This window comes from Kitasatospora sp. NPDC048540 (genome assembly GCF_040651175.1).
GTDB lineage: Bacteria > Actinomycetota > Actinomycetes > Streptomycetales > Streptomycetaceae > Kitasatospora.
Genome location: NZ_JBEZIR010000020.1, coordinates 12526 through 38074 on the forward strand (window position 1 = coordinate 12526; position 25549 = coordinate 38074).

A 25549-nucleotide genomic window follows, 5' to 3' on the forward strand; every position below is an offset into this window, starting at 1 on the left:
CGCACCACCTCGCCGCACCGCACCACCCCCGCACGGGCCCCGCGCGTCGCGCGGGGCCCGGCGCCGTTCGTGCCCGACACGTGCGGCAGGATGGGGCGGCACCCGCCCGGACGGAGCCGCCCGATGACCACCCCCGCCGCCGCCTTCGACGAGGCCCGCGCCCGCACCCTGCTGGCCGCCGCCTGCGCCGAAGCCGACCTGCCCGACCCCTCCGACGCCGTCCTGCTGGCCCTCGGCGAGAACGCCGTCTTCGACCTGGGCAGCCCCGCCGTGGTGGCCAAGGTCGGCCGCGGCCCCGCGCTCGGCGCCCGGGCCGCCCAGGAACTGGCGGTCACCGGCTGGCTGGACGGCCGGGGCATCCCGGTGGTCCGCCCGTACCGGCCGGAGCCGGTGGCCGCGCAGGGCCACCCGGTCACCTTCTGGCACCGGCTGCCGCCCGCCACCGGCCCGGCCCGCCCGGTCGACCTGGCCCCGCTGCTGCTGGCCCTGCACCGGCTGCCCGCACCGCCCTTCGCGCTCCCGCCGCGCGACCTGCTGGCCCCGGTCGACCGCTGGCTGGCCGCCGCCGACGGGCACATCGACCCCGCCGACGCCCGCTTCCTGCGCGAACGCCGCATCCGGGCGGCCGAGGCCGTCGCCGGGCTGACACCCCGGCTGGAACCCGGCTTCATCCACGGCGACGCGCTGCCCCGCAACGTCCACCTCGGCCCCGACGGCCCGGTCCTGCTCGACCTGGAGTACGTCGCCGAGGACCTGCGCGAGCACGACCTGGTGGTGCTGGCGCTCAGCCAGGACCGGTACGGCGTCCCCGCCGAGGAGTACGCCGCGTTCACCGCCGCCTACGGCTGGGACGTCCGGGAGTGGCCCGGTTTCGCGGTCCTGCGCGGCGCCCGGGAGACCGCCAGCGCCGCCTGGGTGGCCCAGCAGGCCGCCGCCTCGCCCGCCGCGCTGGCCGAGTTCCGCCGCCGGGTCGACTCGCTGCGGGCCGGCGACACCACGGTCCGCTGGTACCCGTTCTGAGCGGTCGCCGGCGGCGGAACCGGGGCCGAACGCCGGGCGTCATACGCGGCAGAAACGGGCCGCCCCGAGGCGGCCGGTGAGACCTCAGGAGTCGTCACCTTGCTGCTCCCGCACCAGCTGTCACAGCACCGCCGTGCCGTCGGCGTGGCCGCCGCCGCCCTGCTGCTGCCCGCCCTGCTGGCCGGGTGCGCCGCCGATCCGGCCGCCCGGGCCGCCGGTACGCCCGCCGCCCCGCCCTCGGGCCCGTCCGCCTCACCGTCCGCCCCGCCGTCCGCGCTCCCGGTGCCGGCCCCGACCGGCACCGCCGCCACCCCGGGCACCGCGTCGAGCAGCGCGCCGGCGCCCGCCACCACCCGGCCCGCCACCCCGGCCGGGCCGGGCACCACCCGGCCCGCCGCACCCCGGCCCGGCACCCCGGCACCCGGCACCACCACGCCGTCCGCGGGCAGCCCCACGCCCTCCGCCCCGCAGGCGCCGCCGCCGGCGGGCGCCACCGCGCTGATCCGCTCCACCGCCTCCGGCGGCCGGACGGTGGCCCTCACCTTCGACGACGGCCCGGGGCCCGCCACCGGCCAGATCCTCGACCTGCTGGCCCGCTACCACGCCCACGCGACCTTCTGCCAGATCGGCCCCAACGCCACCGCCTACGCCGCGACGGTGCGCCGGATCCTCGCCGAGGGCCACCGGCTGTGCGACCACACCGTGCACCACCCCCAGCCGATGCACACCCTGGCGCACGACCGGCAGGTGTCCGAGATAACCGCCGCCAAGGACATGATCACCGCGGCCGCGGGGCCGGGCGCCGAGGTCGGCTGGTTCCGGGCCCCGGGCGGCGACTTCACCGCTGAGAACGAGCAGATCGCCGCCGCGGCCGGCATGCGCTCGCTCAGCTGGTCGGTCGACCCGCGCGACTGGGCCCGGCCGGGCGTGGCCGCCATCGTCGCCAACGTCCAGCGCACCCTGCGGCCCGGCGGCGTGGTGCTGCTGCACGACGGCGGCGGCGACCGCAGCCAGACCGTGGCGGCCCTCGCCCAACTACTGCCCTGGCTCACCGCGCAGGGCTACCGCTTCGACTTCCCCGCCTCCTGACACCCTCCGGCCGGCCGGACGTCCGGGGCGCCGCGGACCGCCGGGCCGGCCTCAGCGCAGCGGCCAGCGCTGGTCGACCACCGCCCCCGGCTCCTTGCCCTGCCGCAGCCAGGCCTGCAGCCCCTCGGCCCAGGCCCGGTACCAGTCGATCTGGCGGTCGTGCAGCTGCTCCGGGGTCAGCTCCCCGGCCTGCGCCGGGTACCGCTCGCCGATCGCAACCGCGACCCGGACCGCGGCCAGCGCGTCGCTGCCCGCCTGGTGCGCGTCGGCCAGCTCGACCCCGTACACCTCGCAGACCCGCTGCAGGGTCCGGGAACCCTTGCGGTACTTGTCGACGGTGCGGTCGATCACCAGCGCGTCCAGCACCGGGCCGACCCGGCCGCCGAGGCGCTCGGCCAGGCCCGGGAGGCCGTACCGGCGCAACTCCGCGTCGAGCAGCGAGAGGTCGAACGGGGCGTTGAAGAGCACCACCGGCCGGCCGGCCGACAGCCGCTCGCACAGGGCGCGGGCGATCTCCTCCACCCCTTCGGCGGCCGGGCGGCCCCGGCCGCGCGCGTCGGCGTCGGCGATGCCGTGGACGGCCGTCGCCTCGGCGGGTATCGGCACGCCGGGGTCGAGCAGCCAGCCGGTGGCGGCCTCGGTGCGGCCGCCCAGCGTGTCCACCAGGGCGGCGCTGACGATCCGGGAGTGCTCCGGATCCGTGCCCGTGGTCTCCAGGTCGAAGCCGGTCAGTGGCCCCTTCCACCAGCTCATCTGGCACGTCCTTCCGTCTGTGCTGCCGTGACGGGCTCCATCATGGCCTGCACCTGTGACAGCCCGGCCGCCGGGCCGCCGTTCGCGGACGGACGGCGGCCCGGCGGCCGGGACGGCGGGACGGCGGGACGGCGGCGGTCAGCCGGCCAGCAGGCCGCGCCCGAGCCAGTCCTCCTCGTCCCGGACGCCCGGCAGCGCGAAGAAGTAGCCGCCGCCGGTGGGCACGGTGAAGGCGGCCAGCGGCTCGCCGTCGAGCCGGGTCTGCACGGCTTCGAACTGGCGGGCCACGTCCTGCTGGTAGCAGCAGAACAGCAGCCCGAGGTCGAGTCCGCCGGTGGCGTCGGCGCCGCGGTCGTAGTTGTAGCCGCGGCGCAGGATCCGGCTGTCGGCGCTCTCCCGGTTGCGCGGGTTGGCCAGCCTGATGTGCGCGTCCGGCGGGACCGGCGAGCCCTGCGGGGTGGTGGCGAAGTCCGGCTGGTCGGTCTCGGCGGCGCCGCCGAGCGGGGCGCCGCTGTCCTTGTGACGGCCGATGACGGCCTCCTGGGCGGCGAGCGGTACGGCGTCCCAGGCCTCGGCGCGCATCCGGATCACCCGGATCACCTGGTAGCTGCCGCCGACCGCCCAGGCGGGCTCCCCGCTGCCCGGGCCGACCCAGACCAGCCGGTCCATCTCGCGGTCGGAGCCGGTGTCGGGGTTGGCGATGCCGTCCTTGAAGCCCATCAGGTTGCGCTGGGCGCCGTCCGGGCGGGAGGCGTTCTGGAAGCCGTCGATCCGCCAGCGCAGCTGCAGCCCGCCCGCGCTGTGCAGCAGCAGGTCGCGCAGCGCGTGCAGCACGGTGTCGCGGCTGTCCGCGCAGATCTGCAGCGAGAGGTCGCCGTGGGTGGCGCCGTCCTGCATCCGGTCGCCGGGGAAGGCCCGCATCGCGGTCAGCCGCACCGGCCGGGCGGCGGCCAGGCCGTACCGCTGGTCGAACAGCGAGGCGCCGACGCCGACCGTGACGGTGAGGCCGTCCGCCGGGACGAGTGGTCCGAGCATCCCGCTGTCCCCGGCCGGGTCGGGCGGCGGGCCGCCGGCCGTGAGGTAGCCGATCCGCCGGGTCAGGGTGCGCAGCAGCTGCTCGAGTGCGGCCCGGTCGGCGGCCTGGACGTTGCAGGCGACGAAGGTGGCGAAGGGCTGCGCCGGGGTGGTGACCCCGGCCTGGTGCGGCCCGAGGAAGGGGATCCGCCGGGCGGCCGGGGGCGGCTCGGCCGCGCCGGCGGTGGCCGCCGTGGCGGCGGTGACCGGCAGGGCGAGGGCGCCGGTGGCGAGGGCGGCGGTCCTCAGCAGGCTGCGGCGGTCCGGGCCGGCCTCGGCGGCGGGCTGACTGGTCATCGGGCGGGCTCCCTGGGTCACGGAGGTGCGGGCCGCGGCCGTCCAGGTCGGGGGGACGCGCCGCTCACCTGTTGGTATCCGTGGTGATCACCGGCGGCAACCCGCGCTGGGCCGCCTGGCGCAGGCCCGCAGCCGGGGCCGGTGCCGGTCGGCGCCCGCCCGAGGTCAGGAGACCGCCCTGGAGTCCGCCCAGACGCCCTCGAACTCCTCCCGGTATACCTCCAGCAGGCCCGGCTCGGTGCCGCCCGGCTCCTGCCCGGCCCCGCCGCGCAGCACCAGGGCCGGCGACTCGATGCCGCGGGCCCGGCGCAGGTAGGGCTGGACCACGCCGTAGTCGGTGGAGCGGCGGCGGCCGCCGGGCCCGGCCGTGCGCGGGCCCTCGACCAGGTACGCGGTGAAGCGGGGCATCTCGTCGAAGACCCGGATCTCGAACCCGCCCTGGTCGCGCAGCCGGGCCCGGACCCGGCGCACGTGCATGATGTTCATCTCGATCGAGCGGGACAGCTCGCCCCGGCCGATGCCGAGCTCGCGCTCGCGGCGGCGGACGGCGCTGGAGGCGGGGTTGAGGAACAGCAGCCGGACCCGGCAGCCGTCGGTGGCGAGCCGGACCAGCCGCTTGCCGGTGTAGTTCTGGCAGAGCATGCCGAGCCCGATGCCCACCGCGTCCAGCCGGCGGGCGCCGTCCAGCAGATCCTCGACCGGCAGTTCGCGCTGCAGGCCGACCCGGTCGGCGTGGACCGCGACCACGTCCGCGTAGCGCCCGGCGACCAGCTCCTCGACCACGTCGGCTGGCACCCCGCCGTGGCCGCCGTCGAGCAGCGCGAGCAGCCGGGCGGCGGCGCGCTCGGTCTGGTCGAGCACGGTCTGCGACAGGCTGCGGTTGCGGGAGACCACGTGCCGGGCGACCTCCAGCTCGTCCAGCGCCAGTTCGACCTCGCGGCGGTCCACCAGGTACGGCTCGAAGCAGGGCCAGTGCTGCACCATCAGCTCGCGCAGCTGGGGCAGGGTGAGGAAGACCAGCGGGTCGTCGTCGGCCGGGTCGAGCAGGTAGCCCTTGCGGCGGCTGACCTCGCGGACGGCGGCGGCCCGGTGCACCCACTCCTCGCCGGCCGGTCCGGCCGCGGCGGTGACCCAGTCCTCGCCGTGCGCGGGCGCGTACAGCGGGCGCAGCACCACGTCGACCAGGGCGCGCATCTTCTGCTCGACCAGGTTGAGCCAGACGTAGGCCCGGCCGGCCAGCCGGACCCGGCGGTAGGCGCTCTCCCACTCGCCGGCGGTCCAGGCCATCAGCGGGCCCTCGACCGGGCCGGCCTGGCCCGGGACGGTGGTGCGCGGGCCGCCGGAGGGCCGCATCACCAGGGTGGGCGCCTCGCTGCGCCGGGGGCCCTGCTCGGGCCCGCCCTGGCCGTCGGCGGGGAACCCCATGCGCCACCTCACCTCTCGGCCTTCCGCTCACCGGGGTGACGGGCCGTCCACTGACACGGTCTCAACCGTGGCGGCCCCGGTGGTGTCCTGGGCCGGCACGTGGTCCGGTGGGCGTGCCGGACGATCAAGGGTACTGCCCCGCTCACGCGGGGCGCAGCCCGTTGGCGGCACGACGATCCGATCAACAGACCGGTCACGCGAGTCGAAACACCGTCACTTTCGGCCAGCGGACACCCGTTCGGGCGAACAAGTGGTGAATGGGTTCGGTCTGCGGGCAGCCGTTGGGGAGTATGCGACATGTGCCGTGCGTCACGGTACGGACGGGTGGTACATGCCGCGGGGCTCCGCCGGGAACACCGGCTGTGGGCGCCAATGACCGTCCGCTACACGGAAGTTGAGGGAATATGCAGGTCTGGCCAGGGCAGCCGTACCCGCTCGGCGCCACCTACGACGGAGCCGGCACCAACTTCGCGGTGTTCTCCGAGAGCGCCGACCGGATCGAGCTGTGCCTGATCGCGGAGGACGGCTCGGAGACCGCCATCGAGCTGCGCGAGACGGACGCCTTCGTCCGGCACGCCTACCTGCCCGGCGTCCAGCCGGGCCAGCGGTACGGCTTCCGGGTGCACGGCCCGCACAACCCGGGCCTCGGCCAGCGGCACAACAGCGCCAAGCTGCTGCTGGACCCGTACGCCAAGGCGATGAGCGGGAACATCGACTGGGACGAGTCGGTGTACGGGTACCACTTCGGCGCCCCCGAGCGGCGCAACGACCTGGACTCCGCCCCGCACACCATGCACTCGGTGGTGATCAACCCGTACTTCGACTGGGGCACCGACCGGCCGCCGCGCACCGACTACCACCGCACCGTGCTCTACGAGGCCCACGTCAAGGGCCTGACCAAGCTGCACCCCGGCATCCCCGAGGAGATCCGCGGCAGTTACGCGGCGCTGGCCCACCCGGCGGTGATCGAGCACCTGGCCAAGCTGGGCGTCACCGCGATCGAGCTGATGCCGGTGCACCAGTTCGTCCGCGACCACCGGCTGCGCGACCTCGGCCTGTCCAACTACTGGGGCTACAACACCATCGGCTTCTTCGCCCCGCACTCCTCGTACTCCTCCACCGGGGACCGCGGGCAGCAGGTGCAGGAGTTCAAGTCGATGGTGAAGGCGCTGCACGCGGCCGGCATCGAGGTGATCCTCGACGTGGTCTACAACCACACCGCCGAGGGCAACCACCTGGGCCCGACGCTCTCCTTCCGCGGCCTGGACAACGTCTCGTACTACCGGCTCGCCAAGGACCAGCGGTTCTACGAGGACACCACCGGCACCGGCAACAGCCTGCTGATGCGCAGCCCGCACGTACTCCAGATGATCATGGATTCGCTGCGCTACTGGGTCACCGAGATGCACGTCGACGGCTTCCGCTTCGACCTCGCGGCCACCCTGGCACGGCAGTTCCACGAGGTCGACCGGCTGTCCTCGTTCTTCGACCTGGTCCAGCAGGACCCGGTGGTCTCCCAGGCCAAACTGATCGCCGAACCCTGGGACCTCGGCGAGGGCGGCTACCAGGTCGGCAACTTCCCGCCGCTGTGGACCGAGTGGAACGGCATGTACCGCGACACCGTCCGCGACCTGTGGCGCGGCGAGACCGCGACGCTGGCCGAGTTCGGCTCCCGGCTGACCGGCTCCTCCGACCTGTACCAGGACGACGGCCGCCGCCCGATCGCCTCCATCAACTTCGTCACCTGCCACGACGGCTTCACCCTGCGCGACCTGGTCTCGTACAACGACAAGCACAACGAGGCCAACCACGAGGACAGCCGGGACGGCGAGTCCTTCAACCGCTCCTGGAACTGCGGTGCCGAGGGCGACACCGAGGACCAGGCCGTGCTCGCGCTCAGAGCCCGCCAGCAGCGCAACTTCATCGCCACCCTGATGCTCTCCCAGGGCGTCCCGATGCTCTCGCACGGCGACGAGCTCGGCCGCACCCAGCAGGGCAACAACAACGCCTACTGCCAGGACAACGAGCTCACCTGGGTGCACTGGCCCGAGGGCCGCGGACCGCAGGCCGAGCTGCTGGAGTTCACCCAGGGCATGATCTGGCTGCGCCGCGACCACCCGGTGTTCCGCCGCCGCCGGTTCTTCCACGGCCGCCCGGTCTCCGGCACCCACGACGACCTGACCGACATCGCCTGGTTCACCCCCGCGGGCGAGGAGATGACCAAGCGGGACTGGTCCACCAGCTACGCCAAGTCGCTCACCGTCTTCCTCAACGGCAACGCCATCTCCGAGCCCGACCGGCGCGGCGGGAAGATCGTCGACGACTCCTTCCTGCTGCTCTTCAACGCCAGCTCCGAACAGCTGGAGTTCACCGTCCCGGCCGGCCACGGCGAGGCCTGGGTGGTGGTGGTCGACACCACCCTGCCGGTGCTGCCCGCCCCCGGCACCGGCACCCGGGTGAAAGCCGGCGACACCCTGTGGCTCGCCGACCGCTCCCTGCTGGTCCTCCAGCGGCCCGCCTGAGCCGCCCCACCACCGGCCCCGGCGCCCCCCGCCACCACCGCTGCACTGCGCCATTCGTACCAGGACGGAGGTAACCCGCCCGCCGCACGGGTAGGCATCACCGCATGACCTCAGCCGCCGCCCGACCGCCGACGGCCAGCTACCGGCTCCAGCTCCAGCCCGGCTTCACCCTGCACGACGCCGAGCGCGCGGTGCCCTACCTGGCCGCCCTCGGCGTCTCGCACCTGCACCTGTCGCCGCTGCTGGAAGCCGTCCCCGGCTCCACCCACGGCTACGACACCGTCGACCACACCCGGATCAGCGAGCAGCTCGGCGGCGAGCCGGCGCTGCGCGCGCTGGCCGCCGAGGCCCGCCGGCACGGCCTCGGCCTGATCGCCGACGTGGTCCCCAACCACATGGCGCTGCCCGTCCCCGAGCAGCTCAACCGCCCGCTGTGGGAGGTCCTGCGCGACGGCCCCGACTCGCCGTACGCGCCCTGGTTCGACATCGACTGGACCGCCCAGCCCGGCCCCGAGGACGCGCCCGGACGCGGCCGGCTGCTGCTGCCGCTGCTCGGCGACCGGCTCGGCGCAGTACTCGACCAGCTCACCGTCGACGGCGACGTGCTGCGCTACCACGACCACGCCTTCCCGCTGCGGCCCGGCACCGGGGCACTGCCGCTGGAGCGGCTGCTGGCCCGCCAGTGGTACCGGCTGGCCTGGTGGCGGCTGTCCTCCGAGGAGCTGAACTACCGGCGGTTCTTCACCGTCAACGAGCTGATCGCGGTCCGGGTCGAGGTCCCGGAGGTCTTCGAGGCCACCCACCGCACCCTGCTGCGGCTGCACGCCGAAGGGGTGCTGGACGGCTTCCGGATCGACCACCCCGACGGCCTCGCCGACCCGCGCGGCTACCTGCGGCAGCTCGCCGCGGCCACCGGCGGCGCGTACACCGTGGTGGAGAAGATCCTCACCGGTGAGGAGCGGCTGCCCGCCGACTGGCCGTGCGCCGGCACCACCGGGTACGACGCGCTGCGCCGGATCGACGGCGTGCTGACCGACCACGCGGGCGCCGAGCGGCTGGTCACCGCGTACCAGCGGGACGTCGCCGACCGGACCGGCGCCGCCGAGGCGGGCCGGCTGGCCCGCGCCGAGCTGACCGCCCCCGACGGCGAGCTGGCCGCCGAGGTGGAGCGCGCCGTCCGGCTCGCCGCACGGATCTGCGCCGCCGAACCGGCGCTCGCCGACCACGGCGCGGGCGAGCTGCGGCACGCGCTGCGGGCGCTGCTCACCGAGTACCCGGTGTACCGGCCGTACGTGGTGCCGGGCGAGAGCGCCCCGGCGGAGGCGGTCGCGGAGTTCGACACCGTCTTCGAGGCGCTGCGCGAGGCCGGCGAGGAGCCCGGGCCCACCGTCGCCCTGGTCCGCGACCTGGCGCTCGGGCGGCTCGGGCGCAGCCCCGCGAAGGACGAGTTCTGCGCCCGGTTCGGGCAGACCGCGTCGGCGGTGGCCGCCAAGGGCGTCGAGGACACCGCGTTCTACCGCTGGACCGCGCTGCTCGCCCTGAACGAGGTCGGCGGCGACCCCGGCCGACCGGGGGTGCGCCCGGCCGACTTCCACCGCTGGTGCGCCGAGCTGGAGCAGCACCGGCCGTCCGGCATGACGGCGCTGTCCACCCACGACACCAAGCGCAGCGCGGACGCCCGGGCCCGGCTGGCCGTGCTCACCGAGCTGCCCGAGCTGTGGGCGGCCGAGTGCGCGGCCTGGACCACGGCCGCGGGGCCGTGCCCGGACCGCCCCACGGCCTGGCTGCTCTGGCAGACCCTGGTCGCCGCCTGGCCGATCGGCCCCGAACGGCTGGTCAGCACCCTGCTGAAGTCGGCCCGCGAGGCCAAGGTGCACACCTCCTGGACGGCCCCCGACGAGCGGTTCGAACGGTGGCTGACCGAGTACGCCCGGGGCGTGCTCGGCAACATCGGGCTCTGCCCGCGGATCGACGGCCTGGTCCAGCTGCTGGCGCCGTTCGCCCGCAGCAACAGCCTCTCCGCGGCGCTGCTGCAGCTGGCCGCGCCCGGGGTGCCCGACCTCTACCAGGGCAGCGAGGAGCCGCTGTACACCCTGGTCGACCCGGACAACCGGGCGCCGGTGGACCTCGGCGCGCTCGCCGTCCGGCTGACCGACTCACCGGCCGACCGACCCGGCGACCTCGCCCGGGAGAAGCTGCACCTGACCACCACCGCACTGCACCTGCGCCGTACCCACCCGTTCGGCTCGTACCGCCCACTGGCCGCGACCGGCCCGGCCGCCGAGCACCTGCTCGCCTTCGGCCGCGGCGAGGACGTGCTGGCGCTGGCCACCCGGCTGCCGTACGGGCTGCACCGGCGCGGCGGCTGGGCGGACACCGCGCTGGCCCTGCCGCCGGGATCGTGGACCGACGAGCTGACCGGGCGCCACTTCCCGGGCGGCCCGGCGCGCGTCGCCGATCTGCTGGAACACCTCCCGGTCGCGCTGCTGACGCCGGGGCCGCGGCCGTGACGGGGGTGCGGCGGTACGAGGTGTGGGCGCCGGCCGCCGGCCGGGTCGAGGTGGAGGTGGCGGGTGCGGCGCACCCGCTGCAGCCGGACGGCGGGCGGCCCGGCTGGTGGCACGGCCAGGCGCCGGCCGGGGACTACGGCTTCCGCCTCGACGGCGGTCCGGCGCTGCCCGACCCGCGTTCGCCGCGCCAGCCGTACGGGCCCGACGGCCCCAGCCGGGCCGTCGACCACACCGCCTTCGCCTGGTCGGACACCGCGTGGTCGGGCCGGGCGCTGCCCGGGGCGGTGCTGTACGAGCTGCACGTGGGGACCTTCACCCCGGCGGGGACCTTCGACGCGGCCGCCGAGCGGCTCGGCCACCTGGTCGAGCTGGGGGTGGACCTGGTCGAGCTGATGCCGGTCTGCCCGTTCCCCGGCCGGTACGGGTGGGGCTACGACGGGGTGTCGCTGTGGGCGGTGCACGAGCCGTACGGCGGCCCGGACGGGCTGAAGCGGTTCGTCGACGCAGCGCACCGGCACGGGCTCGGCGTGGTGCTGGACGTGGTCCACAACCACCTCGGGCCGTCCGGCAACTACCTGCCCGCCTTCGGCCCGTACTTCACCGAGCGGCACCACACCCCGTGGGGCGCCGCCGTCAACCTGGACGCGCCGGGCTCCGACGAGGTCCGCGACTACCTGATCGGCAGCGCGCTGGCCTGGCTGCGGGACTACCGGATCGACGGGCTGCGGCTGGACGCCGTGCACGCCCTGGCGGACGACCGGGCGCTGCCGTTCCTGGAGGAACTCGCCGGCGAGGTCGACCGGTTGGCGGCGGCGACCGGCCGCCCGCTGTTCCTGGTCGGCGAGTCCGACCTGAACGACCCGCGGACCACCGGCCCGCGCCAGGCCGGCGGTCTCGGGCTGACCGCGCAGTGGAGCGACGACTTCCACCACGCCCTGCACACCCTGCTGACCGGCGAATCCCAGGGCTACTACGGCGACTTCGCCGAGGACCCGTACGCGGCCGTGGCCAAGACGCTGACCCGTGGGTTCTTCCACGACGGCACCCGGTCGACGTTCCGCGGGCGCCGGCACGGCCGCCCGTTCCCCACCGGGTACGGGCACCGACTGCTCGGCTACCTGCAGACCCACGACCAGGTCGGCAACCGGGCCACCGGGGACCGGCTGTCCGCCTCGCTGCCGCAGGGGCGTCTCGCGGCGGGGGCGGCGCTGGTGCTGACCTCGCCGTTCACGCCGATGCTCTTCATGGGCGAGGAGTGGGGCGCGGCCACCCCCTGGCAGTACTTCACCGACCACACCGACCCGGGGCTCGCCGAGGCCGTCCGGCAGGGCCGGCGGCGGGAGTTCGCGGAACACGGCTGGGCCGCGGAGGACGTCCCCGATCCGCAGGCCCGCTCCACCGTCCTCGGCTCCACCCTGGACTGGTCCGAGCCCGCTCTCCCCCGGCACGCCCGCCTCCTCGACTGGTACCGGCAGCTGATCCGGCTGCGGCGCGCCGCCCCCGAGCTGATGGACCCGGACCTCGCGGCGGTCCGGGTCGACCACGACCGCGCGGAAGGAGTGCTGGTGGTGCGGCGCGGCCCGTACCGCGTCGCCGTGCGGATCGGCGGCACCGGGACCACCGCCGTCCCCCTCGACGCCCCCTACGCACGGACCCTCGCCGCCTTCGGCGAGGCCCGGCCCGGCGGCGATGGAACACTGGTGCTCGGCCCCGACTCGACGGCGGTGATCCACGTCGGCTGAGGTACCCCCTCCCGGCGCGCCCCCACAGGGGCGCGGGGAACTGCGCGGAACGGGAACACCACCCACCTCACGACGGCAACGGCGGGAACGGCCCCGCCCGAAGCCCCGTGCCTCACGCCGTGCGGCCGTGGTCCAGGAAGTCGGTGATCCGCCGCCGCAGGCCCGCCGCGTCGAGGCCGTACGCGGCCAGGTGCTCGGGGATGGTGCCGTAGTGGCGGTGCTCCTCGCGGGGAACGCCGAGGGCGAGGACGCGGTGCGGGAGGTGGGCGAGCGCGTCGTGGGCCGCGTTGGCGGAGGTGCCCGCCAGGTAGGGCTCGACCAGGACCACGTCGGCGACGCCGCCGAGGGCGGCCCGCAGGCCCGCCGCGTCGAACGGCCGCACGGTGGCGGCGTACAGCACCGTGACGTCCAGCCCCTCGGTGGCCATCAGGACCGCGTCCAGCATCGGCCCGACCGCCAGCACGACCGGCCCGTTGCCCTGCCGGACCGTCAGGAAGCGCCCGGGCTCGACCGGCAGGGCGTACGCGTTGCTGTGCACGGACAGCCGCACGTACTGGAGGCTGTCGCCGGCCGCCGCGGCGTGCCGCAGCAGCGCCTCGGCCTCGTCCGGGTGGCCGGGGACGTGGACGTTCCAGCCGGGCAGGGTGTCGAGCAGGGCGACGTCCCCGGGTGCCATGTGGGTGCGCCCGCCGGCCGGCCAGTCGTACGATCCGGAGGCGCTCACCAGGACCGCGCCGACGCCCTGGTGGCCGAGGTCGAGCTTGACCTGTTCGAAGGGGCGCTCGACCAGGAAGCTGGCGAAGGTGTGCGCGACCGGCCGCAGGCCCGCCAGCGCCAGCCCGCCGGCCGCGCCGATCAGCAGCTGCTCGCGGATGCCGACGTTGATCACGCGGTGGGGGTGCCGGACCGCGGCGTCCGCGAAGCCGGCCGCGCTGATGTCCGCGAGCACCACGGCCAGCCGGGGGTCGGTGTCGAGCAGGCCGGCGGTGATGTCGATGAAGCGGTCTCGCATGGTCTCGACGGTGTCCATCTGGGTTCCTCTGCGGTGGTGGAGGGAGCGGTGGGACGGGAGCGGCGGGCGGGGCGGCTGGGCGGGCGGGGCGTTCAGGCGTTCTTGGGCTCGACGCGGGCGATCACCGCGTGCGGGCGGCCCGGGTGCGGGGCGGTGAACGCGCGGTACAGGGCTTCGTGGTCGCGCCCGTCGACGGTCTCGGCCGACCAGCCCTCGGCCTCGAACCGGGCGGCGATGCCGCCGCGCCAGCCGTGCGTGGCGGAGGCGTTGTCGATGACGACGGTGTGCAGCCGCTCCAGCCCGGCCGCACCGGCGTAGGCCACCGCCTCGTGGTTGCTGCCCTCGTCGAACTCGGCGTCGCCGAGCAGCACCCACACCGCCGGGTCGGTCAGCCCCCGGGCCCGCAGCCCGAGCGCGGTGCCGACGGCGAGCGGCAGCCCGTGGCCGAGCGAGCCGGAACCGATCTCGGCGCCCGGGACGAGCAGCCGGTCCGGGTGGTGGCCGAGCGGGGAGTCGTAGGTGCCGAAGCCGGTCAGCAGGTCGGCCGGCAGGAAGCCCTTGGCCGCCAGCACGGCGTAGTAGGCCATCGGGCCGTGGCCCTTGGAGAGCAGGAACCTGTCCCGGTCGGGGGCGTCGACGGTGTCCGGGGAGACCCGCAGGACCCGGTCGTAGAGCACCCACAGGACGTCGAGGGTGGAGGTGGCGGCCGCGCCGTGCTTCTCGGCGCCGGTCATCAGGGAGAGCAGGTCGGGCAGGTCGGCGAACCCGTAGGAGGCCGCGGACTGCCGCTCGGTGGTGGCTGCGGTGGTCATGGCAAGATCCTGCAACTTGAAGTGAGCTTCAGGTCAAGCGGCTATCCTCGGCAGCCATGGGACCCTCCCGGCACGACCTCCTGACCATCGGCCAGCTCGCCGACCGCAGCGGCCTGGCCGCCTCCGCGCTGCGCTACTACGAGCGGATGGGCCTGATCCACTCCGAGCGCACCACCGGCAACCAGCGCCGGTTCGCCCGCGCCACGCTGCGCCGGGTGGCGTTCGTCCGGGCCGCCCAGCAGGTCGGACTGTCACTGGAGGAGGTCAGGACGGCGCTGGACCGGCTGCCGGTCGACCGGGCCCCCAACCACGAGGAGTGGAACGGCGTCGCCCGGACCTGGCAGGGCCGGATCGACCAGCAGATCGCCGAACTGGAGCTGATGAAGCGCAAGCTGACCGGCTGCATCGGCTGCGGCTGCCTGTCACTGACCCGCTGCGCGCTCTACAACGCCCACGACCGGGCCGGCCTGGCCGGCAGCGGCGCGCGCTACCTGCGCACCGGGGACCCGGAGGCCGGCCCCGAGCCGCTGCCGGAGAACGGCTGACCGGCGGCCGGGCGGCGGCTCTCCGCGGATGCCGGCCGGACCCAGTTGCCCGTTGTGCCCCGGCAACCCCGCCGGTCCCGTCTATGCTGCCTGCGACAGCACGAGCGCAACGGGGGAAATCCGATGACCGACCATCAGGACGTCTCGCTGGACTGGATGTCGGGCGAGGACGAGGAGCCGCACGTGCCGGTCGACCTGCGTCCCGACGTGCCGCACCCGGCCCGGATGTACGACTACTACCTGGGCGGCAAGGACAACTTCCCGGCCGACCGGGAGGCCGCCGAGCAGGTCGTCTCGCTGGGCCCGCTGGTCCGGATCAGCGCCCGTGCCAACCGCGCCTTCCTGCAGCGCGCGGTGCGGCACCTCGCCGAGCAGGGCATCACCCAGTTCCTGGACATCGGCACCGGCATACCCACCGCGGGCAACACCCACGAGGTCGCCCAGGAGATCCTGCCGCAGGCCCGGGTCGCGTACGTGGACAACGACCCGATAGTGCTGGTCCACGGCCGGGCCCTGCTGGCCGGCTCGGCGGGCGGCAGCGTCAGCGTGGTCCAGGGCGACCTGCGCGACCCGAAGGCGATCCTGGCCGACCCGGCGGTCCGGGCGGTCATCGACTTCGACCGGCCGGTCGGCCTGCTGCTCTTCGCCGTCCTGCACTTCATCGACGACGCGGACGACCCGTACGGCATCGTGCGCACCCTGCTGGACGCCCTGCCGGCCGGCAGCCACCTCGCGCTCTCGCACGCCACTGGCGACTTCACCACCCCGGAGCAGGCCGCGAAGGGCCCGGCGGTCTACCGGGCCGCCACCGCCCAGCTCAGCATGCGCAGCCGGGAGCAGGTGGCACGGTTCTTCGAGGGACTGGAGCTCGCCGAGCCGGGCCTGGTCACGGCCCCGCAGTGGCGGCCCGACCAGGAGCCCGAGCCGACCGACCACGAGGTGGCGATCTGGGCGGCGGTCGGCCGCAAGGCGTAGTCCGCGGGAGCCGGGCGCGGGCCGGGCGCGGGCCGGGCGCGGGACCGGTGGACGGGGACCTGGGAGAATCGCGGGCATGTCCCACATCTCCCTCACCGCCCTGCTGGTCCGCGACTACGACGAGGCCATCGCGTTCTACGTCGGCTCCCTCGGCTTCGAGCTGCGCGAGGACACCCCGCGCGGCGCAGGCAAGCGCTGGGTGGTGGTCGCCCCGCGCGGCTCGCGCGAGTCCGGCCTGCTCCTCGCCCGGGCCGACGGCCCCGGGCAGGAGGCCCGGATCGGCGACCAGACCGGCGGCCGGGTCGGCCACTTCCTGATCACCGACGACTTCGAGGCCGACCACGGCCGGATGACCGCCGCCGGGGTCCGTTTCCTCGAGGAGCCGCGGTACGAGCCGTACGGCACGGTCGCGGTCTTCGAGGACCTGTACGGCAACCGCTGGGACCTGCTCCAGCCGAAGGACTGAGCCCCGAGGGCGCGCTTGCGAAGTCGCGTCGGACGGACCCGGCGGGACCTTGCAAAGGCGCCCCCGCGCCGCGGGCCGCACCTGCGATCCCCCCGGCCCGGGGGCGTGCCTCGTGCACCAGGTGGCTCCGCGGCCGGCGGAGCCGTCGGAGGCGGCCGGTAGGGTCCTGCGGACACCGCCGCACCCGCCGGAGGACAGCCGTGCCCGCGCTCCACGACTCCGGACCGGTCCCGCACAGTCCTGCACCGGCGCCGACCGTCAGGCGCTACGACCGACGCGGGCCGGCCACGGGCTCGGTCGCCGCGGCGGTGGCGGTGCGGCCGGATCGGCCCCACCGGGTCTCGGGGCGGGCCAGGAGGAGGGCGAAGCCGAGGGCGGCGGCGAGGAGGTGGCCGATGGCGGTGAAGTCCGGAAGCGGCTCGGACCAGTCGACGCCGCCGAGCGGCCAGGCGAGGACGAAGGCCGCCCACGGCAGCCGGGCCCAGCGCGGCAGGCCGGCGGTGCAGGCGGCCAGCACGGTCTGGGCGCCGTAGCTGATGCCGAAGTCGAGGGTGTTCCGGACGCTGTCGTCGTACCAGCCCTGCCGGAGCGCGAGGATGATGACCACGGCGGTGAGCAGCGTCGCGCCGATGTGGCCGGCCAGGAAGACCCCGAACGCGCGGAGCGCTCCCCAGCGCCGTTCCGCGCGGGCGAGGAAGCAGCAGACGCCGAGGCCCAGGGTGATGAAGGTGGCCGGGAACTCCAGCGAGGCGACGTCCGTCAGGGTGCCGTCGAAGAACAGCGTGCTGCCGATCAGGGCCTGGACCGGGTGGTCGGTGAGGTTGGTCAGGTTGGTGCTGATGTGGCGCAGGAGGGACGAGGCGCGGTCGGCCGGCAGCCCGTAGCTGACCCAGGCATGGGTGGCCAGCAGCATGCAGACGTACCCGAAGGTCACCGGTGAGCGCTTCGGGTAGGCCAGGACGGCGTGCAGCGGGCGGCGGGGTGCCACTGGATGGCTCCGATCTGGGCATCGGTCTCCGCGGGGGGAACCCGACTGCCCTTGGTGCGAGGGACGGTGACGGGGCGCCCGGTCCGGGGCCGACCGGCGTGGGGGCCGGGGCCGGGCTCGGGCTGCGGCGATGCCACCGGCCGGGTACCCGGCGTTCTCCCGGGGCCGGGAGTGCTCGCCCGTGATCTGATCATGGCATGTGACGGTCATACCTTGACCAAAACCGGCACCGATGTCACATCATCGTCAGAATTATGATCCTTGCACCCCGTCCGCCCCCGCCGCTCCCGCAGCCCCCGCCTCCGCCCCGGCCGCGTCGAGCAGTTCGGCGAGGCGGGCGGCCGGGCTCCCGGGTGCCAGCACCGGATGGACCAGTTCGGTGCGGTGCACCAGCCGTGGCGAGCGCAGTGGCACCCCCGACACCCCGGGCACGCCCCGCAGGACGGCGGCCGGGAGCAGCGCGAGGCCGTGGCCGGCGGCCACCAGGGCGAGCAGGCCGCGCAGTTCGCCGCCCTCGTACCGGGCGGCCGGGCGGAACCCGTCGGCGCCGACCGCCGTCCGCAGCCGGTCCAGTGGCACGGCGGTCTCCGGCGCGTCCAGCCACCGGGCGTCGGCGAGGCCGGACAGGGCGAGGTGCGTGCGGCCGGCCAGCGGGTGTCCGGCGGGCAGGGCCACGGCCAGCGGTTCCTCGGCGACGGCCCGGGTGAGCAGCGGGCCGACGTCCGGGTGGCCGAGCGGGTCGCTGGGGGCGGCCACGCCGTCCACCAGGCCGAGGTCGGCCGTTCCGGTGGCGACCTCGGCGGGTACGGCCGCGCGCGGCAGCTGGCGCAGGGTCAGGTCGAGCCGCGGGTGGGAGCCGCGGACCTCGGCCAGCGCCCGGGCCAGCCGGTCGGTGACGGCGCACGCCGACGCGGCGACCACCAGCCGGGCGGGCCGGGCCCCGGCCAGCCGCCGGATGTCCGCGCGGGCGGCGTCCAGCCGCAGCAGCAGTGGGGCCGCGTGTTCCAGCAGCCGCTCCCCCGCCTCGGTCGGCCGGACCGGGCGGCGCTCCAGCAGCACCGCTCCGAGGTCCGTCTCCAGGGCCGCCACCTGCTGGGAGACCGCGGACTGGGTGTACCCGAGTTCGCGGGCCGCGGCCGAGAAGGAGGCCAGCCGGACGACGACGGTGAAGGTGCGCAGGAAGACCGGGTCCATGAGCCCCATTGTGCGGGCCCGGACGGCGGCCGCCGGTCGGCATCGTCCATCAGTGGAGCTGATCGGGCGGTCACGGATGATCGTTGGCGCTGATGCCGCCCGGCGCCCCAGGATGGCCGTATGACCGAGCACACCACGACCGACCGCACCACGACCGAACAGGCCACCACCGAACCGGCCATCACCGGCCCCGCCACCGCCTACCGCACCCCGCGGCTCGCCCTGGTCGGCGACCGCTCCGCCGGTGTCCGTTCGCACGCCCGCATCCCCGGCCTGCTGGACGCCCTCGCCCGGCGCGACCAACTGCCGCTCGACGCCTACTGGATCCCCACCGAGGAGGCCGCCGAGCCGGACGCGGTGGCCGGCTTCGACGCCGTCTGGCTGGTGCCGGGCAGCCCGTACCGCAGTGAGGCGGGAGCGGTGGCGGCGGCCCGCACGGCGCGCGAGCGGGCCATCCCGTTCCTCGGCACCTGCGGGGGCTTCCAGCACGCGGTGCTGGAGTTCGCGCGGACGGTCTGCGGCCTGGCCGGGGCGGCGCACGCCGAGAACGATCCGGGCGCGGCGGACCCGCTGATCGAGCCGCTGGCCTGCTCCCTGGTCGGCCACGAGGGTGTGGTCACGCTCGACCCCGGCTCGCTGGCCGCCCGGCTGCTGGGGGCGCAGCGCACGGTCGAGCGCTACCACTGCTCGTACGGGCCGAGCGGCCCGAAGCTGGCGGCGCTCCAGGCGCACGGGATGCGGTTCAGCGGGCGGGACGAGGCGGGCGAGGTGCGGATCGCGGAGCTGCCCGGGCACCCGTTCTACCTGGCCACGCTCTTCCAGCCGGAGCTGGCGGGCGACGGCACGGCCGTGCACCCGCTGATCCGGGGGCTGGCCGCGGCGGCCGGGCGGCGGGCGGCGGCGCCTCAGCCCGCCTGACGCTCCTTCAGCCGCTGCCAGACCTCCTGCACCCGGGGGGCGAGGTCGGCCAGCGGGCCACTGTTGTCGATCACCAGGTCGGCGACGGCGAGCCGGGCCTCCCGGGTCGCCTGGGCGGCCATCCGGGCCCGGGCCTCGTCCTCGGCCATGCCGCGCAGCCGGACCAGCCGGTCCAGCCGGATGTCGTCCGGGACGTCGATCACCACGACCAGGTCGTAGAGCGGGGCGAGGCCGTTCTCGGCGAGCAGCGGCACGTCGTGCACCACCACGTCGCCCGGCCCGGCGGCGGCCTCCAGTTCGGCGGACCGGGCCCGTACCCGGGGGTGGACGATCGCGTTCAGTGCGGCCAGCCGGTCCGGGTCGGCGAACACGATCCGGCCCAGCGCGGGGCGGTCCAGCGAACCGTCGGCCAGCAGCACGCCGGTGCCGAACTCGGCCACCACGGCCCGCAGGCCGTCGGTGCCGGGGGCCACTGCCTCGCGGGCGATCAGGTCCGAGTCGACGATCACCGCGCCGAGCTCGGCGAGCTGTCGCGACACCTCGCTCTTGCCCGCACCGATCCCGCCCGTCAGTCCGATCCTCACCATGCCGACCAGGCTACCGCCGGCCCGCCCGGGGCCCGGCGGCGGCCCGGGCGGCAGCCCCGCCACGGCCCGGCGGCGAAGCCGGGACGAGGCGGCGGCGGTCCGCCGTCCGGCGGGTGCGGGATAACTCCGGCCGAACATCCGGCGGACATCGGGCGAACTCTGCGGCCGTCCACCCCGCAGTCCCGGGCCGGGGGCGTTCCGATGGCCCGTCAGTCCGGTTAGGGTGCCGGGCAGGCCCCCACACCTGTACGGACGGAGCACCTCCCCATGTCCAGCCTCTGGCCCACCGGCCCGCGCCGGGTCCTGGTCGTCGGCATCGACGGCGTCCGCCTCGACCTGCTGCCCGAGCTGCACACCCCGCACCTGGACGCGGTCGCGAAGGCCGGTTTCCTGGCGCCGGTGATGGTCGACGACGCGACCCCGACCATGTCGGGACCCTGCTGGGCGACCATCGTCACCGGGGTCGGCCCGGCCAAGCACGGGGTGCTCGGCAACCACCTCGGCGGGAACCGGCTCGACGTGTTCCCCGACTTCACCACCCGGCTGGCCGCCACCCACCGCCGCCGGACCTTCGCGGCCGGCGGCTGGGAGCCGCTGTTCCTGGCTCGCAGCGGCGGCCCGCTGTTCGCCGCGCCGGGCCGGCTGTCGTACATCGCGCCGCTCGAGGACACCCCAGCGGCCTGGGAGGTCGTCGACGAGCGGGTCACCGCGGAGGCCGAGTACGTGCTCGGGCGCAGTGACGACGACCCGCAGGCGTCCTTCGTCTACCTCGGCGCGGTCGACGAGACCGCGCACTTCACCGGCTGCGGCGCGGAGTACCGCCGCTCGGCCGAGGCCGCCGACCGCCGTCTGGGGCGGCTGCTGGCCGCCGTGGAGAGCCGCCCGGGGTATGCCGCCGAGGAGTGGACGGTCATCGTGGTGACCGACCACGGCCACGTCGACCAGGGCGGCCACGGCGGGCGCAGCGAGGTGGAACGGACCGCCTGGATCGCCGCCAGCGGCCCGGACATCACCCCCGGCGCACCGGTCCTGCCGCTGCACCACACCGATGTCGCGGCGCACGTCTACGCGGCGCTGGAGATCGTCCCGGATCCGCACTGGACGCTGGACGGGCGCCCGTTCACCGCGGCCCCGGAGCCGGTCACGGCCTGAGCCGTCCGCCCACCGTCCGCCGTCCGCCGCGACCGGCGGGCGGCACGCGGCAGGCGGCCGGTGCTCAGCGGTGGACCAGCAGGGCCGTGACGGCGCCCGCCGCGTCGCGGACGGGTGCCAGCCGGAAGCCGTCCAGGTCGACCAGCAGCGCCAGCGCCGGGCCGCCTGACGCCGCATCGGGCAGCAGCAGGTGGCCCTCGGCGAAGTCCCCCGGCTCGCCGTCGACGGGCGGGCGGTCGGCGGACAGGTGTCCGGCGAGGTGGTCGGCGCGGCTCCAGTGCTCGGTCGGGGTCTCGCGGCGCAGCGCGGCGAGCGCCCGGTCGACCAGTGCGGGCACCCCGGCCGGCGGGAGTCCGTGGAGCAGCAGCAGGCCCGAGTCGGTGGACACGGGGTCGCCGGTGTCGTCCACCTCGACGGGTGCGGTGGCTCCGAAGTGCAGCAGGGCGGCGAGCACTTCGGGCCGCTCGACGTCCTCGTCGACCACCAGGTAGACGGGGTGCGGGCCGGGTCCGACCCCGGGGGCGTACGCGCTGCCGCCGAGCGGGTCCTCGATCACGCACTCCCCCGTCGGCGACAGGTCCAGCAGTCCGGCGCGGCGCAGCCGCCACGGCCCGGGCGGTTCGGCGCCCGCGTCCAGGGCGGGCAGCGCGGCGAGGAGTTCCGGCAGGTAGTCCATGCCCTGAGGGACGAAGCCGCCGGTCCGCCCGGTTCCCCCGGCGGGGGTGCCGGGCGGACCGGCCGGCCGGGTCAGCCGGGCAGGTCGACGCCCTCGCCGACGCCGAGCTGGGTGAGCTCCGCGCCGGTGCCCGGGCCGCTCTCGCCGAGCAGCCGGCCGTGGACCATCCGGCCGACGTCGCTGAGGACGGCCTCGTGGATCGCCAGCGCCCGCGACGGCCCCGCCTCCCGGACGTAGTCGATCAGCTCGGAGACCTTGGTCCAGGGACCCGCGATCGGCAGCAGCAGGGTCTCCACGGGGTGCGGCGGCAGGGTGAGCGCGTCACCGGGATGGAAGAGGCTGCCGCCGAGCAGGAAGCCGATGTTGCCGACCCGGGGGATGTCGGGGTGGATCTCCGCGTGCCACTCGCCGTGCACGCTCACCTCCAGCCCGTCGATCTCGAAGGCGTCGCCCTCGCCGACCACCGTGACGTGGGCGCCGATCCCCTCCAGCCGCCCGGCCACCGCCCGGTTGGTGAAGATCCGCAGACCCGGGTCGGCCGCGACGGCGGCCCGCAGCCGGTCCTCCGCGAAGTGGTCGAAGTGCTCGTGGGTGATCAGGACGGCGTCGGCGCCGCGCACCGCGTCGTCCTCGGTGAACATGCCGGGGTCGATCACGACGGTGGAGCCGCCGCGCTCGATCCGGACACAGGCATGGCCAAGCTTCGTCAGTCGCATGAGGAAAACAGTACAGCAAGGCTGTGCAGTTTTGCTGTACGCCGAGGCGCTAGGCTGATCACATGGATGACGTCGACCCCCTGGAACTCGCCGCCGAGCTCCGACTCGCCCTCGGCACCCTGGTCCGCGGCCTGCGGGTCGGCGACGAGCTGCCGCAGAACCAGGCGGCGGTACTCGGCTGGCTGGTCCGCGAAGGCCCCCGCACCACCAGCGAGCTGGCCGACCTGCAGCGGGTGCGCCACCAGTCGATGGCCCGCACCGTCGCCCTGCTGACCGAGGCGGGCCTGGTCGAGCAGCAGCCGCACGCCAGCGACGGCCGCAAGGTGCTGATCGCCGCCACCGCGCGCGGCACCGGCGCCCTGCACGCCCAGCGGGCCCGCCGCGAGGGCGCGATAGCGACCGCCATCGCCGAACGGCTCAGCCCGCCGGAGCAGCAGGTGCTGCGCGAGGCCGTCACGCTGCTGCGCCGGCTGGCCTGACCCGAGCGGGTGCGGGCCGGGACATCCGCTACGCCGAACGGGCGAGTGCCGCATGCCCGGGGCGCGGCTCGGGCGTTGTGCTGGGCAGCAGTCCACCCAGAGAGGCAGTCCCCGCCATGAGCAGCACCGCCATGAGCAGCACCACCCGCTCCGCCCTGATCCTCGCCGCCGCGCTGATCGGCCTGCTGGCCGCCGGCACCGGCTCGGCCTCCGCCTGCGGGGTGCTGGACGCGGCCACCGCGCTGACCCCGAGCTACGGCAACGCCTGCGTCAACCGCTGAGCCCGCGCCCCGACAGCCCCCACCCCCGGCAGCCTCCGCCCCCGGCAGCCTCCGCCCCGGCCCGGGCCCCCGGCCCTCAGTCGGCGGCCGGGGCGAGCGGCCGGACGCCGGGCAGCCGGGGTGCCGGCAGCCGGCCCGGCAGGGCGAGCGGGGGCAGCTTGATGTGCTCGCTGAGTCCGATCACCCGGTGCAGGCTGCGCAGCGGGGCCGGGGCCCACCAGTTGAGCTTGCCGAACAGCGACATGGTGGCCGGGACCAGCAGGCAGCGGACCAGTGTCGCGTCCACCGCGACGGCCACCGCCAGGGCGATGCCCATCTGTTTGACCATGAGCATCTGCCCGGCCGCGAACCCGGCGAAGACGATCACCATCAGCAGCGCCGCGGAGGTGATGATCCGGCCGCTGCGCTGGAGCCCGAGCTGGACGGCCTTGGTGGAGTCGTACCCCTGGTCGTGCAGTTCCTTGATCCGTGCGAGCAGGAAGACCTCGTAGTCCATCGAGAGGCCGAAGGCGAAGGCGAAGACCAGGACCGGGATGAAGGTCTCCAGTCCGCCGGTCGGGGTGAAGCCGAGCAACCCGCTGAAGTAGCCGTGCTGGAAGACGAGGGTGAGCGCGCCGAGCGAGGCGCCCAGCGAGAGCACGTTCATCAGCAGCGCCTTGACCGGCATCACCACCGAGCCGGTCATCATGAACAGCAGGATCAGCGTGCCCGCCGCGACGAGGCCGAGCGCCCACGGGCCGCGGCTGGAGATCTCGTGCTGGAAGTCGACCACCGAGGCGGCGTCACCGGTGACGTAGGTGGTCAGCCCGCCGCGGTTCTCCCGCAGCTCGTCGACCGCCTTCTTCGCCTCGGCGCCCTGCGGATCGCCCTTGACCAGGACGTCCACCGTGCTGAGCCCGTCGCCGACCGGGGCCACGGCCCGGACGCCGCTCACCCCCGGCAACTGGGCGACCACCCGGTCGGCGTACGCCTGGGCCTTGGCCTGGTCCGCCTCGACCACCACGGTGACCGGGGCGGGCGTCTGCTGCGGGAAGCGCTGGTCGACGGTCTGTGCCACCTGCCGGGCGGCGAAGGACTTCGGCAGGACGTCGGCGCCGGAGTTGCGCCACTGCGAGCCGAGGAACGGCGCGCCGGCGGCCAGCAGCAGCGCGACGCAGGCGAGCATCACGGGCACCGGACGCTTCTGCACCACCCGGACCACCCGGGAGAAGAATCCCTCGTCCGGCACCGGGGCGCTCGGAGTCTTGATCCGGCGCCCGACGACGCCGAGGAGCGCGGGGATCAGGGTGAGCGCCGCCGTGACGGCGATCACCACCACCGAGACGCCGGCCGCGGCGACCGCCCGGAAGACCGGGCTGGTGAAGACGAAGAGGCCGGACAGCGCGACGGCCACCGTCAGCCCGGAGAAGGCGACGGTCCGCCCGGCAGTGGCTGAGGTGCGTTCGACGGCCTGGGCGATGGTGGCGCCGTTGCCGCGTTCCTCGCGGAAGCGGTTGACCATCAGCAGGGCGTAGTCGATCGACAGGCCGAGGCCGAGCACGGTGGCGATCGGCAGCACGCTGGTGTCGATGTCCATGATCTGGCTGAAGCCGAACATCGCCAGCAGGGCGCCGCCCACCGAGGCGATGGCGCCGATCCCGGGCAGTCCGGCCGCCGCCAGGCCGCCGAAGACCAGCACCATCACCAGCAGCGTCAACGGAAGCGTGACGATCTCACCGAAACGGGTGTCCTTCTCGGTCTGGTCCTTGACCTCCTGCTGGAGCACCAGGTCGCCGCCGACGGTGACGTGCGCACCCGGGGCCTCGATGCCGGCCAGCCGGTGCGTCACGGCGTCCAGCTGCGCGGACGTGGAGGAGTCGGCCATCCGGACGGAGACCAGACTGGCGTTCCCGTCGGCGGAGGTCAGCGCGGTCCCGGCACCGTAGGTGTCGGCCACCGACGCCACCCCGGGGAGGGCCGAGATCTCGGCCGTGGCCGCCGTCACGGCGCCCCGGACCGCCTGGTCGGTGACGGACGCGCCGTCCACCACGGCCGTGACGGTGCCCTTGACGGGATCGGCCGCCTCGACGACCGCCGTGCCCCGCGCCGACTCGGAGCCGCCGGCCCCGGTCGAGGCGACGGTGCCTTCGAAGACCCGGCCGCCGATCAGCACACCGAGGGCGAGGACCACCACCCAGAATCCGAGGACCCAGCGTCGGTGGCGGTAACAGGCCCGGCCGAGGGCCGCGAGCCGCCCACCGACCTTGACGTCGGCGGGCGCGTGCGGTGCAGCGGTGTGCGAGTGGCGCATGTGCAAGGAGGCCTTTCGGACAGTTG

Annotated in this window: 23 protein-coding genes; 12 read left to right on the forward strand and 11 right to left on the reverse strand. The window is 75.3% G+C overall.

The genetic code is table 11. The features are described from left to right. The first annotated feature begins 123 nt into the window (after positions 1-123). Both AB0D08_RS10960 and AB0D08_RS10965 read left to right on the forward strand, forming a co-directional pair. Positions 124-1020, forward strand: a complete 897-nt coding sequence (locus AB0D08_RS10960) for an aminoglycoside phosphotransferase family protein (protein ID WP_359887755.1) — start codon at positions 124-126, stop codon at positions 1018-1020. Between the two features lie 99 nt (positions 1021-1119). Continuing rightward, positions 1120-2109, forward strand: coding sequence for a polysaccharide deacetylase family protein (locus tag AB0D08_RS10965; protein WP_359887758.1), 990 nt, complete (start codon positions 1120-1122; stop codon positions 2107-2109). 51 nt (positions 2110-2160) lie between these two features. Here the strand turns inward: AB0D08_RS10965 and AB0D08_RS10970 are convergent, their stop codons facing one another. From AB0D08_RS10970 to AB0D08_RS10980, 3 genes are all read right to left on the reverse strand, one after another. After that, entirely contained in the window at positions 2161-2862 is a 702-nt protein-coding gene (locus AB0D08_RS10970) for an exonuclease domain-containing protein (protein WP_033819114.1), read from the reverse strand. A gap of 138 nt (positions 2863-3000) precedes the next feature. Next, positions 3001-4233, reverse strand: a complete 1233-nt coding sequence (gene efeB, locus AB0D08_RS10975; protein ID WP_359887762.1) for an iron uptake transporter deferrochelatase/peroxidase subunit — start codon at positions 4231-4233, stop codon at positions 3001-3003. Positions 4234-4398: 165 nt separating this feature from the next. Then, on the reverse strand, positions 4399-5520 hold the full coding sequence (locus AB0D08_RS10980; protein ID WP_233288961.1) for an SAV2148 family HEPN domain-containing protein: 1122 nt from the start codon (positions 5518-5520) through the stop codon (positions 4399-4401). A gap of 542 nt (positions 5521-6062) precedes the next feature. On the opposite strand from AB0D08_RS10980, the gene glgX reads away from it, so the two are divergent. From glgX to treZ, 3 genes are all read left to right on the forward strand, one after another. Next, positions 6063-8180, forward strand: a complete 2118-nt coding sequence (gene glgX, locus AB0D08_RS10985) for a glycogen debranching protein GlgX (RefSeq protein ID WP_033819117.1) — start codon at positions 6063-6065, stop codon at positions 8178-8180. Positions 8181-8284: 104 nt separating this feature from the next. Continuing rightward, the gene (treY, locus tag AB0D08_RS10990; protein WP_359887765.1) at positions 8285-10690 is read left to right on the forward strand and encodes a malto-oligosyltrehalose synthase; all 2406 of its coding nucleotides are present in this window, start codon (positions 8285-8287) and stop codon (positions 10688-10690) included. Positions 10691-10695: 5 nt separating this feature from the next. Continuing rightward, complete coding sequence (gene treZ / locus AB0D08_RS10995) at positions 10696-12432, forward strand: malto-oligosyltrehalose trehalohydrolase (protein ID WP_033819119.1); 1737 nt, start codon at positions 10696-10698, stop codon at positions 12430-12432. A gap of 112 nt (positions 12433-12544) precedes the next feature. On the opposite strand, the gene AB0D08_RS11000 is transcribed toward treZ, so the two are convergent. Both AB0D08_RS11000 and AB0D08_RS11005 read right to left on the reverse strand, forming a co-directional pair. Further along, complete coding sequence (locus AB0D08_RS11000; RefSeq protein ID WP_033819120.1) at positions 12545-13462, reverse strand: transketolase; 918 nt, start codon at positions 13460-13462, stop codon at positions 12545-12547. A 74-nt stretch (positions 13463-13536) separates the two neighbouring features. Continuing rightward, positions 13537-14256 (reverse strand): transketolase, encoded by a 720-nt coding sequence (locus tag AB0D08_RS11005; RefSeq protein WP_033819121.1) that lies wholly within the window; start codon positions 14254-14256, stop codon positions 13537-13539. A 56-nt stretch (positions 14257-14312) separates the two neighbouring features. On the opposite strand from AB0D08_RS11005, the gene soxR reads away from it, so the two are divergent. The 3 genes from soxR (at position 14313) to AB0D08_RS11020 (ending at position 16242) form a co-directional block, all read left to right on the forward strand. After that, positions 14313-14801 carry a redox-sensitive transcriptional activator SoxR gene (soxR, locus tag AB0D08_RS11010; RefSeq protein WP_033819122.1) on the forward strand — a complete coding sequence of 163 codons (489 nt, stop codon included), beginning with the start codon at positions 14313-14315 and terminating at the stop codon, positions 14799-14801. Between the two features lie 123 nt (positions 14802-14924). After that, on the forward strand, positions 14925-15776 hold the full coding sequence (locus AB0D08_RS11015; RefSeq protein ID WP_082526335.1) for an SAM-dependent methyltransferase: 852 nt from the start codon (positions 14925-14927) through the stop codon (positions 15774-15776). A 76-nt stretch (positions 15777-15852) separates the two neighbouring features. Beyond that, complete coding sequence (locus AB0D08_RS11020) at positions 15853-16242, forward strand: VOC family protein (RefSeq protein WP_359887769.1); 390 nt, start codon at positions 15853-15855, stop codon at positions 16240-16242. 265 nt (positions 16243-16507) lie between these two features. Here the strand turns inward: AB0D08_RS11020 and AB0D08_RS11025 are convergent, their stop codons facing one another. Continuing rightward, on the reverse strand, positions 16508-17230 hold the full coding sequence (locus AB0D08_RS11025; RefSeq protein WP_051811995.1) for a rhomboid-like protein: 723 nt from the start codon (positions 17228-17230) through the stop codon (positions 16508-16510). A 252-nt stretch (positions 17231-17482) separates the two neighbouring features. Then, the gene (locus AB0D08_RS11030; protein ID WP_033819133.1) at positions 17483-18424 is read right to left on the reverse strand and encodes a LysR family transcriptional regulator; all 942 of its coding nucleotides are present in this window, start codon (positions 18422-18424) and stop codon (positions 17483-17485) included. A 120-nt stretch (positions 18425-18544) separates the two neighbouring features. Between AB0D08_RS11030 and AB0D08_RS11035 the strand changes: the two genes are divergently transcribed. Beyond that, entirely contained in the window at positions 18545-19342 is a 798-nt protein-coding gene (locus AB0D08_RS11035; RefSeq protein WP_082526336.1) for a hypothetical protein, read from the forward strand. Here AB0D08_RS11035 and coaE read toward each other — a convergent pair. Continuing rightward, entirely contained in the window at positions 19330-19929 is a 600-nt protein-coding gene (gene coaE / locus AB0D08_RS11040) for a dephospho-CoA kinase (protein WP_033819135.1), read from the reverse strand. The genes AB0D08_RS11035 and coaE overlap by 13 nt on opposite strands. A gap of 267 nt (positions 19930-20196) precedes the next feature. On the opposite strand from coaE, the gene AB0D08_RS11045 reads away from it, so the two are divergent. Continuing rightward, complete coding sequence (locus AB0D08_RS11045; RefSeq protein ID WP_359887773.1) at positions 20197-21081, forward strand: alkaline phosphatase family protein; 885 nt, start codon at positions 20197-20199, stop codon at positions 21079-21081. Positions 21082-21145: 64 nt separating this feature from the next. On the opposite strand, the gene AB0D08_RS11050 is transcribed toward AB0D08_RS11045, so the two are convergent. Next, the gene (locus AB0D08_RS11050; RefSeq protein WP_033819125.1) at positions 21146-21757 is read right to left on the reverse strand and encodes a hypothetical protein; all 612 of its coding nucleotides are present in this window, start codon (positions 21755-21757) and stop codon (positions 21146-21148) included. A gap of 71 nt (positions 21758-21828) precedes the next feature. Further along, positions 21829-22473, reverse strand: coding sequence for an MBL fold metallo-hydrolase (locus tag AB0D08_RS11055; protein ID WP_033819126.1), 645 nt, complete (start codon positions 22471-22473; stop codon positions 21829-21831). Between the two features lie 62 nt (positions 22474-22535). Here AB0D08_RS11055 and AB0D08_RS11060 point away from each other — a divergent pair, with 62 nt between their 5' ends. Together AB0D08_RS11060 and AB0D08_RS11065 are read left to right on the forward strand one after the other, a co-directional pair. Continuing rightward, positions 22536-22952: a MarR family transcriptional regulator gene (locus AB0D08_RS11060; RefSeq protein WP_033819127.1), complete on the forward strand. Its 417-nt coding sequence runs from the start codon at positions 22536-22538 to the stop codon at positions 22950-22952. Positions 22953-23068: 116 nt separating this feature from the next. Continuing rightward, on the forward strand, positions 23069-23233 hold the full coding sequence (locus AB0D08_RS11065) for a hypothetical protein (RefSeq protein ID WP_158515458.1): 165 nt from the start codon (positions 23069-23071) through the stop codon (positions 23231-23233). 76 nt (positions 23234-23309) lie between these two features. Here AB0D08_RS11065 and AB0D08_RS11070 read toward each other — a convergent pair whose 3' ends face one another. Next, positions 23310-25523, reverse strand: a complete 2214-nt coding sequence (locus AB0D08_RS11070; protein WP_359887778.1) for an MMPL family transporter — start codon at positions 25521-25523, stop codon at positions 23310-23312. Positions 25524-25549 lie beyond the last annotated feature (26 nt).

Coding starts and splice junctions, on each gene's coding strand:
- AB0D08_RS11060 (WP_033819127.1), top strand. CDS start 22,536: ATGGATGACGTCGACCCCCTGGAACTCGCCGCCGAGCTCCGACTCGCC.
- soxR (WP_033819122.1), top strand. CDS start 14,313: ATGGGACCCTCCCGGCACGACCTCCTGACCATCGGCCAGCTCGCCGAC.
- efeB (WP_359887762.1), bottom strand. CDS start 4,233: ATGACCAGTCAGCCCGCCGCCGAGGCCGGCCCGGACCGCCGCAGCCTG.
- AB0D08_RS11005 (WP_033819121.1), bottom strand. CDS start 14,256: ATGACCACCGCAGCCACCACCGAGCGGCAGTCCGCGGCCTCCTACGGG.
- AB0D08_RS11000 (WP_033819120.1), bottom strand. CDS start 13,462: ATGGACACCGTCGAGACCATGCGAGACCGCTTCATCGACATCACCGCC.
- AB0D08_RS10960 (WP_359887755.1), top strand. CDS start 124: ATGACCACCCCCGCCGCCGCCTTCGACGAGGCCCGCGCCCGCACCCTG.
- AB0D08_RS11070 (WP_359887778.1), bottom strand. CDS start 25,523: ATGCGCCACTCGCACACCGCTGCACCGCACGCGCCCGCCGACGTCAAG.
- treY (WP_359887765.1), top strand. CDS start 8,285: ATGACCTCAGCCGCCGCCCGACCGCCGACGGCCAGCTACCGGCTCCAG.
- coaE (WP_033819135.1), bottom strand. CDS start 19,929: ATGGTGAGGATCGGACTGACGGGCGGGATCGGTGCGGGCAAGAGCGAG.
- AB0D08_RS11045 (WP_359887773.1), top strand. CDS start 20,197: ATGTCCAGCCTCTGGCCCACCGGCCCGCGCCGGGTCCTGGTCGTCGGC.
- AB0D08_RS11035 (WP_082526336.1), top strand. CDS start 18,545: ATGACCGAGCACACCACGACCGACCGCACCACGACCGAACAGGCCACC.
- AB0D08_RS10970 (WP_033819114.1), bottom strand. CDS start 2,862: ATGAGCTGGTGGAAGGGGCCACTGACCGGCTTCGACCTGGAGACCACG.
- glgX (WP_033819117.1), top strand. CDS start 6,063: ATGCAGGTCTGGCCAGGGCAGCCGTACCCGCTCGGCGCCACCTACGAC.
- AB0D08_RS11055 (WP_033819126.1), bottom strand. CDS start 22,473: ATGCGACTGACGAAGCTTGGCCATGCCTGTGTCCGGATCGAGCGCGGC.
- AB0D08_RS11030 (WP_033819133.1), bottom strand. CDS start 18,424: ATGGACCCGGTCTTCCTGCGCACCTTCACCGTCGTCGTCCGGCTGGCC.
- AB0D08_RS11050 (WP_033819125.1), bottom strand. CDS start 21,757: ATGGACTACCTGCCGGAACTCCTCGCCGCGCTGCCCGCCCTGGACGCG.
- AB0D08_RS10980 (WP_233288961.1), bottom strand. CDS start 5,520: ATGGCCTGGACCGCCGGCGAGTGGGAGAGCGCCTACCGCCGGGTCCGG.
- AB0D08_RS11065 (WP_158515458.1), top strand. CDS start 23,069: ATGAGCAGCACCGCCATGAGCAGCACCACCCGCTCCGCCCTGATCCTC.
- AB0D08_RS11015 (WP_082526335.1), top strand. CDS start 14,925: ATGACCGACCATCAGGACGTCTCGCTGGACTGGATGTCGGGCGAGGAC.
- AB0D08_RS11020 (WP_359887769.1), top strand. CDS start 15,853: ATGTCCCACATCTCCCTCACCGCCCTGCTGGTCCGCGACTACGACGAG.